The organism is Allobosea sp. GW822-FHT05A11 (assembly GCF_058800455.1).
This window is the reverse complement of sequence record NZ_JBXAMI010000007.1, coordinates 51,173-63,865: the sequence shown is the minus strand read 5'-3', so window position 1 is coordinate 63,865 and position 12,693 is coordinate 51,173. Positions and strand designations below refer to the sequence as shown.

11 protein-coding genes are annotated in these 12,693 nt (G+C 66.7%); 7 read left to right on the top strand and 4 right to left on the bottom strand.

Annotated elements, in window-relative coordinates; all coding sequences use genetic code 11:
* Window positions 1–11: 11 nt before the first annotated feature.
* Together AC1RLU_RS22345 and AC1RLU_RS22340 are read right to left on the bottom strand one after the other, a co-directional pair.
* Window positions 12–827 carry an alpha/beta fold hydrolase gene (locus AC1RLU_RS22345; protein WP_492798299.1) on the bottom strand — a complete coding sequence of 272 codons (816 nt, stop codon included), beginning with the start codon at window positions 825–827 and terminating at the stop codon, window positions 12–14.
* A gap of 269 nt (window positions 828–1,096) precedes the next feature.
* Window positions 1,097–1,804 (bottom strand): GntR family transcriptional regulator, encoded by a 708-nt coding sequence (locus AC1RLU_RS22340; protein ID WP_492798592.1) that lies wholly within the window; start codon window positions 1,802–1,804, stop codon window positions 1,097–1,099.
* A 243-nt stretch (window positions 1,805–2,047) separates the two neighbouring features.
* On the opposite strand from AC1RLU_RS22340, the gene AC1RLU_RS22335 reads away from it, so the two are divergent.
* The 7 genes from AC1RLU_RS22335 (at window position 2,048) to AC1RLU_RS22305 (ending at window position 10,397) form a co-directional block, all read left to right on the top strand.
* Window positions 2,048–3,616 carry an ABC transporter substrate-binding protein gene (locus tag AC1RLU_RS22335; RefSeq protein WP_492798298.1) on the top strand — a complete coding sequence of 523 codons (1,569 nt, stop codon included), beginning with the start codon at window positions 2,048–2,050 and terminating at the stop codon, window positions 3,614–3,616.
* A 131-nt stretch (window positions 3,617–3,747) separates the two neighbouring features.
* Window positions 3,748–4,740 (top strand): ABC transporter permease, encoded by a 993-nt coding sequence (locus tag AC1RLU_RS22330; RefSeq protein ID WP_113587155.1) that lies wholly within the window; start codon window positions 3,748–3,750, stop codon window positions 4,738–4,740.
* Window positions 4,730–5,683: an ABC transporter permease gene (locus tag AC1RLU_RS22325; RefSeq protein WP_492798297.1), complete on the top strand. Its 954-nt coding sequence runs from the start codon at window positions 4,730–4,732 to the stop codon at window positions 5,681–5,683. The genes AC1RLU_RS22330 and AC1RLU_RS22325 overlap by 11 nt, the downstream gene beginning before the upstream one ends.
* A 32-nt stretch (window positions 5,684–5,715) precedes the next feature.
* The gene (locus tag AC1RLU_RS22320; RefSeq protein ID WP_492798296.1) at window positions 5,716–6,912 is read left to right on the top strand and encodes an amidohydrolase family protein; all 1,197 of its coding nucleotides are present in this window, start codon (window positions 5,716–5,718) and stop codon (window positions 6,910–6,912) included.
* Between the two features lie 38 nt (window positions 6,913–6,950).
* Complete coding sequence (locus AC1RLU_RS22315; RefSeq protein WP_492798591.1) at window positions 6,951–8,414, top strand: amidohydrolase family protein; 1,464 nt, start codon at window positions 6,951–6,953, stop codon at window positions 8,412–8,414.
* A complete protein-coding gene (locus tag AC1RLU_RS22310) occupies window positions 8,411–9,400 on the top strand; it encodes an ABC transporter ATP-binding protein (RefSeq protein ID WP_492798294.1) in 990 nt (329 codons plus the stop codon). Before AC1RLU_RS22315 ends, AC1RLU_RS22310 begins: the two co-directional genes overlap by 4 nt.
* Window positions 9,393–10,397, top strand: coding sequence for an ABC transporter ATP-binding protein (locus tag AC1RLU_RS22305; protein ID WP_492798292.1), 1,005 nt, complete (start codon window positions 9,393–9,395; stop codon window positions 10,395–10,397). The genes AC1RLU_RS22310 and AC1RLU_RS22305 overlap by 8 nt, the downstream gene beginning before the upstream one ends.
* Before the next feature lie 4 nt (window positions 10,398–10,401).
* On the opposite strand, the gene AC1RLU_RS22300 is transcribed toward AC1RLU_RS22305, so the two are convergent.
* Together AC1RLU_RS22300 and AC1RLU_RS22295 are read right to left on the bottom strand one after the other, a co-directional pair.
* Window positions 10,402–10,833 (bottom strand): OsmC family protein, encoded by a 432-nt coding sequence (locus AC1RLU_RS22300; RefSeq protein ID WP_113587160.1) that lies wholly within the window; start codon window positions 10,831–10,833, stop codon window positions 10,402–10,404.
* A gap of 190 nt (window positions 10,834–11,023) precedes the next feature.
* Window positions 11,024–12,682 carry an OFA family MFS transporter gene (locus AC1RLU_RS22295; protein WP_091858331.1) on the bottom strand — a complete coding sequence of 553 codons (1,659 nt, stop codon included), beginning with the start codon at window positions 12,680–12,682 and terminating at the stop codon, window positions 11,024–11,026.
* Window positions 12,683–12,693: the final 11 nt, after the last annotated feature.

The following is a 12,693-nucleotide window of genomic DNA, read 5'->3' as shown; positions in this document are numbered from 1 at the left end:
CGAAGCGATTCTCAGAGTTCGCCGATCCATTCCGCCACGGTCGCGGTGAAGGCGTCCGGCCGGGAGATCGGGAAAAGATGCCCGCCGGTCTCCATGATCGCCCGGCGGCAGCCGGGCAGGGCGGCGGCGAGCTCCTCCTGATGATAGACGGGCACGACCATGTCGTCGCGCGTGCCGAGGACGAGTACGGGCATCAGCAGCTGGTCGATATCGGCGGTGCCGTCGAAGGCGAGCAGCGCGTCGAGGCGCTCGCGGGCGATCGTCCGGGCGTGCTCGCTCACCGGCGCAGCTTCGATCGCGGCGTCATAGATATGCCAGTTGGCTTCGATCCAGCGCGGCTGGTAGCCGTTCAGCACCGAGGTGGCGGCATAGGCATGTGGATCGCAGCCCAGGATCGCCCGTCGGGTACCGAAGACCGCGTTGAGATAGCGGCCGGGCTTGAGCCAGCTCGCGCTCAGGATGAGGCCGTCGAGGCGGCCGGGGGCCTGCTTGGCGATGGCCTGCGCGATGCAGCCGCCGGTGGAATGGCCGAGCACCACGGCGCGCGAGACACCCGCTGCGTCGAGCACGGCGAGGCTGTCCTGCGCCAGCAGGTCGATGGAGCAGGGCACTTCGCCGCGGCTGCTGGCGCCGATGCCGCGCTGGTCGAACCGGATGACCTGGAAGGAGCGCGAGAGGGTCGCGGCGATCTGGCTCCAGAAGGCGGCACTGCCGCTCAGGCCGCTGACGAGCAGCAGCGGCTGGCCGTGGCCTTCCTTGAACGCGTGGAGCGTCGCGCCGTCCGGCGTCTCGATCTTGAAATCGATGATGTCCGTAGTGGCCGTCATGCATCACCTCGCGGACGGAGATGCCGAATGCTGCGCTGCCGGCGCTTGATGTCGTCCATGGCCCCATCCTCCCTGGAATAGTAGGTCGCCCGCCCTGATCGCTCGGTCTTGATTTGGCCGATGGGATCACTTCGTGGCAGGATGGCGCATCGGGCCCGCCCCCGCCATGGCTTGAGTGCAGGGGGAGCAATGTTCTTGACGCAGATCAAATAGACCAAAGACTAATTGGCCTGCGTGTGGCGCATATCTTTGTGCGCGGTGCCTCAGGGTCAGGAGGGGTTCAGCCCTTCGCTGAGAGCGTAGGGCGCGAGCACGTCGCGGATGTCGCGCTCGATGCGCGGCGTCAGCAGGGCGCGGGTGACGACGGCCCGCAGATGGTGGTCCATCAGGTCGGCGGCGCGGGCAGCGTCGCCGGCGCGCAGCGCGTCGATCAGCTGGCGATGCTCGGAGACGGCGCATTCGGTCGAGTGCGGGCGCCCGTAGATCGCCAGGATCAGCGAGCAGCGCGACGAGGCCTCCTGGACATAGCGCAGCAGCAGCGCGTTGCCGGTCATCTTCGCAAGCTTGATGTGGAACTCGCCGGAGAGGCGGATCGATTCCGGGCCGTCCTGCTCATGCGCCTTCTCCTCCTGGCGGACATGGGCTTCCAGCTCCGCGATCTGGGAGGGGGTGATGCGCCCGGCCAAGCTTTCCGCGACGAGCCGCTCGAGGCCGCGCCGGACCTCGAAGACGTCGCGTGCTTCTTCCAGAGTCGGATAGGCGACCGAGGCGCCGCGATTGGGCTTGAGCTCGACCAGGCCCTCGACGGCGAGGCGCCCGAAGGCCTCCCGCACCAGGGTGCGGCTGACGCCGAGCTGCTCGCCGATCGAATCCTCCGGCAGCTTCATGCCGGGCTTCAGCGCCTGCTCGATGATCGCCCGGCGCAGCGCCCGGTAGACGGATTCGGCGCGCAGAACCGGGGTTCGCTTCTCGCCCATCGTGGCTGTCCCTCGTGCTGGAATGGTCTTGTCCGGGGGCGTCAATGTCACGATCGCGGGCTCCGCGCCAGTTTCCGCTTGTGCTCAATAATCGCATACAATACGCTTCTCACATCGTATGCAAGTATGCCTGATAATCGCACACGAAATTGGCGCGCAAAGCGCCAGGTGCATAACGGAACGGCAACAAGCGATCGAGGTTCGGCGGGCCCGCGGCACGTCGATGCAAAAGGGGAGAAGTCGATGAAGAAGGCCTGGTTGCTGGCGGCCGTCGCCGCCTTCGCGCTCACCGGCGCGGCGGAAGCCAAGACGCTGAAATGGGGCGCGTCACGCGAGATCGCCTCGCTCGACCCCTATTCCTACGGCGAGACCTTCACGCTCGCGGTGCTCAATCACGTCTATGAGGGGTTGGTTCGCTATACCGGCGACCTCAAGATCGAGCCGGCTTTGGCCGAGTCATGGGAAACGGTGTCGCCGACCGTCTGGCGCTTCAAGCTGCGCCCGGGCGTCAAGTTCCATAACGGCAACCCCTTCACCGCCGATGACGTCATCGCCTCGCTGGCCCGCGTCACCCACGAGACCTCGCCGCTCAAGGGCAATCTGCCGGCCTACAAGAGCTCGAAGAAGATCGATGACTTGACCGTCGAGATCGAGGTCAACGGCCCCTACCCGCTGCTGCTGAACGACCTGACCAACATCTTCATCTTCGACAAGGAATGGATGGAGGCGAACAACTCGCTGCTGCCCACCGATTCTGGCAAGGGCGTGAAGGGCTACGCCACCGACAATGCCAACGGCACCGGCCCGTTCAAGGTCGAGAGCCGCCGCGCCGATTCCAAGACGGTCTTCGTCAGGAATGCCGGCTGGTGGGACAAGCCGAAGCACAATATCGACGTGATCGAATTCTCGCCGATCACCTCGTCCTCGACCCGCGTGGCCGCGCTGCTCTCCGGCGAGATCGACTATACCAACGTCGCGCCGCTGCAGGACCTGCCGCGCCTCTCCGCCTCGCCGGACGTCAAGGTGCTGCAGACCAACGAGCTGCGCTCGGTCTTCTTCGCCTTGAACCTTGGCGACAAGCTCACCGAGAGCGACGTCAAGGACAAGAACCCCTTCAAGGACATCCGGGTCCGCGAGGCGCTCTACCGGGCCATCGACATCGACGCGGTGCAGAAGCGCGCCATGCGCGGCCTGTCGCGCAATACCGGCGCGCTCGTCGCCCCGGCGATCCCCGGCTACGATCCCTCGCAGGACGAGCGCCTGCCCTTCGACCTGAACGGCGCCAAGAAGCTGCTGGCCGATGCAGGCTATCCCAACGGCTTCTCCTTCCAGATCAACTGCCAGAGCGACTCCCTCGTCAACGAAGAGGAGTTCTGCCAGGCGATCGCGGCGATGTGGTCGCGCGCCGGCCTGAAGCCAAATCTCAGCATGGCCCCGCGCAGCCAGCAGACGCCGAAGCGCGTCAAGGGCGATTTCGACGTCATCTCCTTCGGCTGGGCCAACGAGCCGATGATCGACGCCTATTCCCTGCTGGTGCAGGTGCTGCATTCCAAGAACGGCACCAGCGGTGTCTTCAACTGGGGCAATTGGGGCGATCCGCGCATCGACGCGCTGATCGACAAGGCCGGCGTCGAGCTCGACACGCCCAAGCGCATCGAGATGATGAAGGAGGCGCTCAAGATCGCCAAGCAGGAGCAGCTCTTCATCCCGCTGCACCAGCAGCCGATGGCCTGGGCGATGCGCTCGACGATCCTCTCGACCGTGCAGGCCTCGGATAACAAGCCGCGGCTCTGGCTGACCATGATGAAGTGAGGCTGATGCGGTTCTGCCGTCATGGCCGGGTTTGACCCGCGGTCATCTCGGAAACCAGTGCCTCTTCTCCTGAAGTTCCCGGGTCTTCGCCGCGCGAAGCCCGGGAATGACGCCGGAACGCAGGAGTTCCCATGCCGGCCTTTCTCCTCAAGCGACTGCTCAACGCTGCCGGCGTCATGCTGGCGGTGGCCTTTCTCGCCTTCCTGATCTTCCGCTTCGTCGGCGACCCCGTGGAGCTGATGCTGAACGAACAGGCGAGCCAGCAGCAACGTGACGAATTGCGCGTCCGCCTCGGCCTCGACAGGGGCTTCGTGCTGCAATACGCGACCTTCGTCGGCAATGCCGTGCGCGGCGATTTCGGTATTTCCTACCGCAACCAGCAGGACGTCTTCACGCTGATCTCGGAGCGCTTCCCGGCGACCTTCGAACTGGTGCTGGTCGCGACCTTCCTGTCGCTGGCCGTCGGCATTCCCCTCGGCGTCTACACCGCGATCCGGCGAGACAGCCTCCTCGCCAAGACCCTGCAATTCGTCTCTGTGCTCGGGGTCTCGCTGCCGAGCTTCGCGCTCGGCATCCTCTTCATCCTGATCTTCTCGGTGACGCTGCAATGGCTGCCGGCCTTCGGGCGCGGCGAGGTCGTGCAGATCGGGTGGTGGAGCACGGGCCTGCTCACCGCGTCGGGCCGCAAGGCGCTGATCCTGCCCGGCATCACGCTCTCGCTCTTCCAGATCACGCTGGTGATGCGGCTCGTCCGCGCCGAGATGCTGGAGACCATGCGCACCGACTTCATCCGCTTCGCCCGGGCGCGCGGCCTGCCGGCACGCGCCGTCCATTTCGGCCATGCTTTGCGCAACTGCCTGATGCCGGTCATCACCGTCACCGGCCTGCAGATCGGCAACCTCATCGCCTTCGCGCTGGTCACCGAGACGGTGTTCCAGTGGCCGGGCATGGGCATGCTCTTCGTCCAGGCCGTGACCTTCGTCGATATCCCGGTGATGGCGGCCTATCTGATCGTCGTCTCCTTCATCTTCGTCACGCTCAACACGCTGGTCGACCTGACCTATGCCTGGGTCGATCCGCGCCTGCGCGAGGACGCGCTGACGGGAGGCGCCAATGCTCGCTGAGAAGACTCGGCCCGCTGACACCGCCAGGCAACCCGGCCGCCTGGGCCGCTTTCTCGACAGCGACATCGGCTGGAGCTTCTGTCATACGCCCGTGGCCTGGCTCTCGGCGCTGATGCTGGCGCTGCTTGTCCTGAGCGCGTTCTTCGCCCCGCTGATTGCGCCGCAGGACCCTTACGACCTCGCGCAGATCTTCATCGACAAGGCCGAGATTCCGCCGATCTGGCGGGATGGCGGCGAATGGCCCTTCCTGCTCGGCACCGATCCGCAGGGCCGCGACGTGCTCTCGGCCATTCTCTACGGTTCGCGCATCTCGTTGATCATCGGCTTCGCGGCGGTGATGGTCTCGATGCTGATCGGGGTCTCGATCGGGCTGATCGCCGGCTTCCATGGCGGGCGCATCGACAACCTGCTGATGCGGCTCGGCGACACCGTGCTCTCGATCCCGACGCTGCTGATGGCGATCCTGGTCTCGGCGATCTTCCGCGAGATGCTGCCGCCGGCCCTGCGCGAGCCCTTCTCCGCCGTGGTGCTGGTGCTCTCGATCGCGCTGACGAGCTGGGTGCAATATGCCCGCACCGTGCGCGCGCTGACCATGGTCGAGCGTCGCAAGGAATATGTGCTCGCCGCCCGCATCATCCGCGTGCCGGCGACGCGGATCATGGGCCGCCACATCCTGCCGAACACGATGACGCCGGTGCTGGTCTCGGCGACGCTGAGTCTCGGCCTCGCCATCCTCTCGGAGGCGACGCTGTCCTTCCTCGGCGTCGGCATGCCGATCACCCAGCCGTCCCTGGGTACGCTGATCCGCATCGGCAACCAGTACCTGTTCTCCGGCTCCTGGTGGCTCGTCGTCTTCCCCTCGCTGCAGCTCGGGCTGATCGTGCTCTCGGTCAACCTGCTCGGCGACTGGCTCCGCGATGCGCTGAACCCGAAACTGCGCTGACCATCACAAGAAACCACGAGGATACGCCCGCGATGACTGCCTCTCTCCTGATCCGCAACGTCCGCCCGAACGCGGGGCCTGCCCTCGACATCCTGATCGAGAACGGCCGCATCGGCCGGATGGCGAAGGACATCGCCGCGCCCGCCGGCGTGACGGTCGAGGATGGCCGCGGCGAGATCGTCATTCCCGGCCTGGTCGAGGCCCATGCCCATCTCGACAAGAGCCTCTGGGGCCAGCCCTGGTACGTCAACGAAGTCGGCCCGAAGCTGCTCGACAAGATCGACAACGAGCGCCTGAACAAGCGCCGCCTCGACATGGACCCCGCCCGCCAGTCGGCACGCCAGACCGTCCAGTCCTCGACGATGGGCTCGACCCATACCCGCAGCCATGTCGATGTCGACACCGATCACGGGCTCTGGGGCGTCGAGGGCATCCTGAAGACCCGCGAGGATTACGCGGACATCATGGACATCGAGCTCGTCGCCTTCCCGCAATCCGGGCTGCTGCGCCGGCCGGGCACGCTGGAATTGATGCACGAGGCGATGAAGGCCGGCTGCGAGATCGTCGGCGGCCTCGACCCCTGCGCCATCGACCGCGATCCCAAGGGCCATCTCGATGCGATCTTCGGGCTCTGCCAGACCTATGGCCGGCCGCTCGACATCCATCTGCACGAGCCCGGCGAGATGGGCCTGTTCTCGCTCGACCTGATCATCGAGCGCACCCGCGCGCTCGGCATGAAGGGCAAGGTGACGGTCAGCCACGCCTTCTGCCTCGGCACCGATCCGCAACTGGTCGATCCCGTCATCCCGCAGCTCGCCGCGCTCGACATCGCGATCATGACCACGGCACCGGCCCGCAATACCGCGCCGGCGGTGAAGAAGCTGCTCGATGCCGGCATTCGCGTCTGCTCGGGTTCGGACGGCATCCGCGACACCTGGGGCCCCTATGGCAATGCCGACATGGTCGAGCGCGCCATGTTCATCGGCCTGCGCAACAATTTCCGCCGCGACGACGAGGTCGAACTCGGCCTCCACGTCTGCACGACCGGCGGTGCCCAGGTGATGGAGATCGCCGATTACGGCCTCGCTGAGGGCAAGGCCGCCGATCTGGTGATCATGCCCGGCGAGAGCCTGACGGATATCGTCGTGACCCGTTCGCCCAGGCGCCGCGTGATCAAGCGCGGCAGGATTGTCGCCCGTGACGGCGTTTCGGTGAGGACGGCCCCGTGAGCCTTGAGGCCAAGAAGCGGCCCGAAGGCCGCATCCTGATGACTGCGCGCTGGGTGGTCGGCCACAAGGACGGCCGCCATCGCCTCTATGAGAACGGCGAGGTCGTGTTCGAGAACGGCGAAATCGTCTTCGTCGGCCATGGCTTCCCCGGCGAGGTCAGCAGACGGATCGACTACGGTCACGCCCTGATCGGGCCGGGCTTCATCGATTGCGATGCGCTCTCCGACCTCGACACCACCATCCTCGGCTATGACAACCAGCCGGCCTGGAAGAAGGGTCGCGTCTGGCCGCGCAGCTATCTCGATGCCGGCCCCTACGAGATGTACACCCGCGCGGAGCTGGCCTTCCAGAAGCGCTACGCCTTCTCGCAGCTCATCCGCAACGGCATCACCACCGCTTTGCCGATCGCCTCGCTGTTCTACCGCGCCTGGGGCGAGACGGTGCAGGAATTCGAGGACGCTGCGGTTGCCGCCGCCGATCTCGGCATGCGCGCCTATCTCGGCCCAGCCTATCGCACCGGCAACCAGGTCGTCGAAAGCGACGGGCGCGTCGTCACCTATTACGAGGAGGAGCGCGGCCTCGCCGAGCTCGACGCGGCGATCGACTTTGCCAAGCGTCATGAGGGTGAAGCCGGCGGCCTGATCCGCGCGATGTTCGCGCCGGACCGCATCGAGACCTCGACCGCCGAGCTTCTGCGCCGCACGGCGGCAGCCTCGCGCGAACTCGACATCCCCGTTCGGCTCCATTGCTGCCAGTCGAAGATCGAATACGACCTCGTCCTGGCTCAGCACGGCATGAGCCCGCCGGAATGGCTGGAGAGCCTCGGCTTCCTCAACGAGCGCTGCCTGCTGCCGCATGGCACCGTCGTCTCCGGCAGCCGCCTGATCGATCGCCCCGGCCGCGACCTCGAGATCATCCGCGATTCCGGCGCCAGCATCGTGCATTGCCCGCTGGTCTCGGGCCGGCACGGCAACACGATCAACCATCTCGGCAGCTATCGCGCGATGGGCCTCAACATCGCCATGGGCACGGATACCGCCCCGCCAGACATGGTGATGAACATGCAGACCGGCATGATCCTCGCCCGTACCATGGCCGGGAATGTCGGCGCGGTGCGCTCCGAGGACTATTACGACGCGGCGACCATCGGTGGCGCGGATGCGCTGCAGCGCCCCGATCTCGGCCGCCTCCAGCCGGGTTCCCGCGCCGACATCACCGTCTTCGAATTCGACCGGCCGCATAGCGGGCAGGTCATCGATCCCATCCAGACGATGATGCTGACAGGACATGGCCGCGACTTCGCGACCGTGGTGATCGATGGCCGCTTCGTCATGGAAAACCGGGCGATCCCCGGCCAGGACGAGGCCGCCGACAACGCCCGCGCCCAGAAGCAGTTCGAGGGCGTGATGGCGCGCTATCCCGAGCGCACGCTCGGCCACCCGCCGATGAGCGAGATCTTCTCGTCGAGCTACGCGATCGAACGCAGCGAGGCCTCTGCATGACCGCATCCGCCGCAGCGCCTCTTCTCTCCGTGCGCGACCTGCGCATCGTCTTCGACGGCCGGCATGGCGCGTTGACGGCGCTCGATGGCGTCTCTTTCGACATCGCGCCCGGCGAGATCTTGGGCGTGGTCGGCGAATCCGGGGCGGGCAAGTCCCTGACCGGCACGGCGGTGATCGGCCTGCTCGATCCGCCGGGCCGTATCGCCGGCGGCGAGATCCATCTCTCCGGCCAGCGCATCGACAACCTCCCGGCGGAGCCGATGCGCAAGCTGCGCGGCCGACGCATCGGCGCGATCTTCCAGGACCCGCTGACCTCGCTGCATCCCTTGCTCAAGGTCGGCGACCAGCTCGTCGAGACCATACTGACGCATCTGCCGGTCAGCCGGGCGGAGGCGCGCAAGCGCGCGCTCGACCTGCTCAAGGAGGTCGGCATCCCCGCCGCCGAGACGCGGATCGACCATTTCCCGCACCAGTTCTCGGGCGGCATGCGCCAGCGCGTCGTCATCGCGCTCGCGCTCTGCGCCGAGCCCTCGCTGATCATCGCGGACGAACCGACGACGGCGCTCGACGTCTCGATCCAGGCGCAGATCACCACTTTGCTGAAGCGGCTCTGCCGTGAGCACGGCACGGCGATCATGCTGGTCACCCACGACATGGGCGTCATCGCCGAGACGGCCGATCGCGTCGCGGTGATGTATGCCGGCCGCATCGTCGAGATCGGCCCCGTCGAGGACGTGACGCGCCGGCCAAGCCATCCCTATACCGCAGGCCTGATGGCCTCGATCCCGAGCGTCCATGTCCGCCACGAGCATCTCAACCAGATCGACGGCGCCATGCCGCGCCTCAATGCCATTCCGCCGGGATGCGCCTTCAATCCGCGCTGCGGCCGGGCGGAGGATTTCTGCCGCGAGCACAAGCCCGGCCTGCCTCTCTCGGGTCATGCCGCCGCCTGCCATTTCCCCCTGAAGGAGGCGGCCCATGCTTGAGCAGGTTTCGACGCTCGCCCCCGCCAAGGCAGCGGGTGACGACATCATTCTCGACGTCGCTGCCGCCTGCTGCCGCTTCGATGTGTCGGCGCCGGCTTTGTCCCGACTGTTCTCGCACGAGCCGCGGCGCATCCTGCGTGCGGTCGAGAACGTCTCCTTCACGGTCAGGCGTGGCACCACCTTCAGCATCGTCGGCGAATCCGGCTGCGGGAAATCGACGCTCGCCCGCATGGTCGTCGGCCTGCAGCGGCCGACCGAGGGCCAACTCAGCTTCCGTGATATTCGCCGTGCCGACGGCACCATCGGCCCGCCGCGCGTGCAGATGATCTTCCAGGACCCCTATGCCTCGCTCAATCCGCGCTGGCGCGTCGGCGACATCATCGCCGAGCCGATCCGCGAACTGAGGCTCAGGTCCGACGAGGCGGCGGTCCAGCAGCGCGTCGGCGACCTGCTGGAAGTGGTCGGCCTGTCGCGTACCGATGCGAGCCGTTATCCGCATGCCTTCTCCGGCGGCCAGCGCCAGCGCATCTCGATCGCCCGTGCGCTCGCGACAGAGGCCGATTTCCTCGTTTGCGACGAGCCGACCTCGGCGCTCGACGTCTCCGTGCAGGCGCAGATCCTCAACCTGATGGTCCGGCTGCAGAAGGAGTTCGGGCTGACCTATCTCTTCATCAGCCATAATCTCTCGGTCGTCCGGCACATGTCGGACGAGCTGGCGATCATGTATCTCGGCCGCTTTGTCGAGGCAGGCCCGGCCGAGCAGGTCTTCACCCGGCCGCAGCACCCCTATACGCGCCTGCTGCTCGACACGATCCCCGATGTCGAACGGCCGAACCGGGAGCGCCGGCCGATGTCCGGCGAGGTGCCGAGCCCGATCAATCCGCCGGCCGGCTGCACCTTCAATCCGCGCTGCGCCCAGGCCGCCGATCGCTGCCGCGTCGAGCGGCCGGAGCTGCGGCAACTGGGCGGGGTCAGCGTCTCCTGCCACTTCGCCTGAAGCGTTAGCTGACCAGCGTCGCTTCCAGCGTGATTGGCGCCTTGAACAGTTTCGAGACCGGGCAGCCGGCCTTGGCCTTGCCGGCCAGCGACTCGAAGGTCGCCTGGTCGGCGCCGGGCACCTTGCCTTTCAGCGTCAGGTGGATCGCGGTGATGGCATAGCCGTCCTCAAGCTTGTCGAGCGTTACCCGCGCCGTGGTGTCGAGCGCATCGGCCTTGAGATTGGCCTCGCCGAGGATCAGCGAGAGCGCCATGGTGAAGCAGGCGGCATGCGCCGCGCCGATCAGTTCCTCGGGATTGCTGCCGGGCTTGCCTTCGAAGCGGCTGGCGAAGCCGTAGGGATAGGCGTCGAGCGCCTTGGTCTCGGTCGAGATCGTGCCCTTGCCGTCCTTGATGCCGCCTTCCCAATGGGCCGAGCCGGTCTTGTTGATCGCCATGGTGCAGTCTCCTGTTGGCTGTGGGTTGCTTGCGGCGCCTGAATGCGTAGCCAGTCCTTCAGTAACGGCCGAGGGGGCATGCGGTTCGCCCGCGGCTGGTCGGGCGAAGCGTAGCAGCACTTCATGACGGCGAAAGGCCCGCGCCGGTTTCCCGACGCGGGCCTCGTGGGAGCCCTATCGCCTGCGCAACCTAACGGAACAGCGCCAGCGACTTCGACAGGGTGATCCAGACGCCCCAGGCGATCGGCAGGCCGACCACAGCCCAGGCGAGCATGGCCGTGCCGTCGAACCCGCCCTTGCCGATGCCGTAGGAGCCGTAGTGAGCTGCCCCGTCGACACTGGCCGACCGCTTCTGCAAGGCCGCGACCTCGGCATCCTTCATGAACCATTTGGCCGCGACGGGGCGGACCAGCAGGTTGCAGAGGAAGCCGAGCACCAGCATGCCGGCGAGGATGTACATGGTGCGGTCATAGACCTGCGCGCGCGGGACGCCGGCATTGATCTGCGCCTCGCGGATATAGTTCACCACGACCGGGCCGATGATGCCGGCGGTCGACCACGCCGTCAGCAGGCGGCCATGGATGGCGCCGACGAACTGGGTGCCGAACATGTCGGCGAGATAGGCCGGTACCGTCGCGAAGCCGCCGCCATACATCGACAGGATGATGCAGAAGAAGGCGACGAAGAGCGCCAGCGACCCGGCATGTGCCGCCCAGGGCGAGAGCGCATAGAGCAGGATGCCGAGCCCGAAGAAGGTGGCATAGGTCAGCTTGCGGCCGAGCTTGTCAGAGAGCGAGGCCCAGAAGAAGCGCCCGGCGATGTTGAACAGCGAGAGCAGGCCGACGAAGGCCGCCGCGATCGTGGCGATCTGCGTCTTCTGCCCGGCGTCGAGCGCCGCGAAGCCGATCTCCGGCTTGCCGATCAGCGAGCCCGCGAAGATCTCCTGCAGCATCGGCGAGGCCATGCCGAGCACGCCGATGCCGGCCGAGACGTTGAGCGTCAGCACCGACCAGATCAACCAGAACTGCGGTGTCTTATGCGCGTTCTGGAGATGCACGTGACCGGAGGTGATCATGGCGTTCTGCGTCGCCGGCGGGGTCCAGCCCTCGGGGCGCCAGTTGGCCGGCGGGATGCGGTAGCCGAAGGTACCGGCCATCATGAAGACGAAATAGATCGCGGCCATTGCGACGAAGGTCTGCCAGACGCCGACCGAGGCGGGCGTCTTGAAATAGTTCATCAGCATGTCCGCCAGCGGCGAGCCGATCATCGCGCCGCCGCCGAAGCCCATGATCGCCATGCCGGTCGCCATGCCGCGCCGGTCCGGGAACCATTTCACCAGGGTCGAGACCGGCGAGATATAGCCGAGGCCCAGCCCGATGCCGCCGATGACGCCGGAGCCGAGCCACAGCATCCAGAGCTGGTGCCAGTAGACGCCGAGCGCCGAGATCATGAGGCCGCCGCACCAGCACAGGGTCGAGACGAAGGCGGCCTTGCGCGGGCCGACGCGCTCGAGCCAGCCGCCCCAGATCGCGGCCGAGGAGCCGAGCAGCACGAAGAACAGCGTGTACATCCAGCCGAGATCGGCGACCTTCCAGTCGCAGGCCGTGGTGAACAGCGAGCCGATCAGGCCGACATCCGCGGCGCAGGCGACGGGCTTGGTGATACCGATCGCCTGGCTGAGCGGCAGCCAGAACACCGAGAAGCCATAGGCCATGCCGATGCACAGGTGGATGCAGAGCGCAGCTGGGGGCACGAGCCAGCGGTTGAAGCCCGGTTTGGCGATGGTCCTTTCGCGGTCGAGCAGGCCGATGCCGCCTCCCGCCTGTCCGATATCCTGTGCGACACTCATTCCCCGGTTCC

Coding starts and splice junctions, on each gene's coding strand:
- AC1RLU_RS22345 (WP_492798299.1), bottom strand. CDS start 827: ATGACGGCCACTACGGACATCATCGATTTCAAGATCGAGACGCCGGAC.
- AC1RLU_RS22325 (WP_492798297.1), top strand. CDS start 4,730: ATGCTCGCTGAGAAGACTCGGCCCGCTGACACCGCCAGGCAACCCGGC.
- AC1RLU_RS22340 (WP_492798592.1), bottom strand. CDS start 1,804: ATGGGCGAGAAGCGAACCCCGGTTCTGCGCGCCGAATCCGTCTACCGG.
- AC1RLU_RS22295 (WP_091858331.1), bottom strand. CDS start 12,682: ATGAGTGTCGCACAGGATATCGGACAGGCGGGAGGCGGCATCGGCCTG.
- AC1RLU_RS22320 (WP_492798296.1), top strand. CDS start 5,716: ATGACTGCCTCTCTCCTGATCCGCAACGTCCGCCCGAACGCGGGGCCT.
- AC1RLU_RS22335 (WP_492798298.1), top strand. CDS start 2,048: ATGAAGAAGGCCTGGTTGCTGGCGGCCGTCGCCGCCTTCGCGCTCACC.
- AC1RLU_RS22305 (WP_492798292.1), top strand. CDS start 9,393: ATGCTTGAGCAGGTTTCGACGCTCGCCCCCGCCAAGGCAGCGGGTGAC.
- AC1RLU_RS22300 (WP_113587160.1), bottom strand. CDS start 10,833: ATGGCGATCAACAAGACCGGCTCGGCCCATTGGGAAGGCGGCATCAAG.
- AC1RLU_RS22315 (WP_492798591.1), top strand. CDS start 6,951: ATGACTGCGCGCTGGGTGGTCGGCCACAAGGACGGCCGCCATCGCCTC.
- AC1RLU_RS22330 (WP_113587155.1), top strand. CDS start 3,748: ATGCCGGCCTTTCTCCTCAAGCGACTGCTCAACGCTGCCGGCGTCATG.
- AC1RLU_RS22310 (WP_492798294.1), top strand. CDS start 8,411: ATGACCGCATCCGCCGCAGCGCCTCTTCTCTCCGTGCGCGACCTGCGC.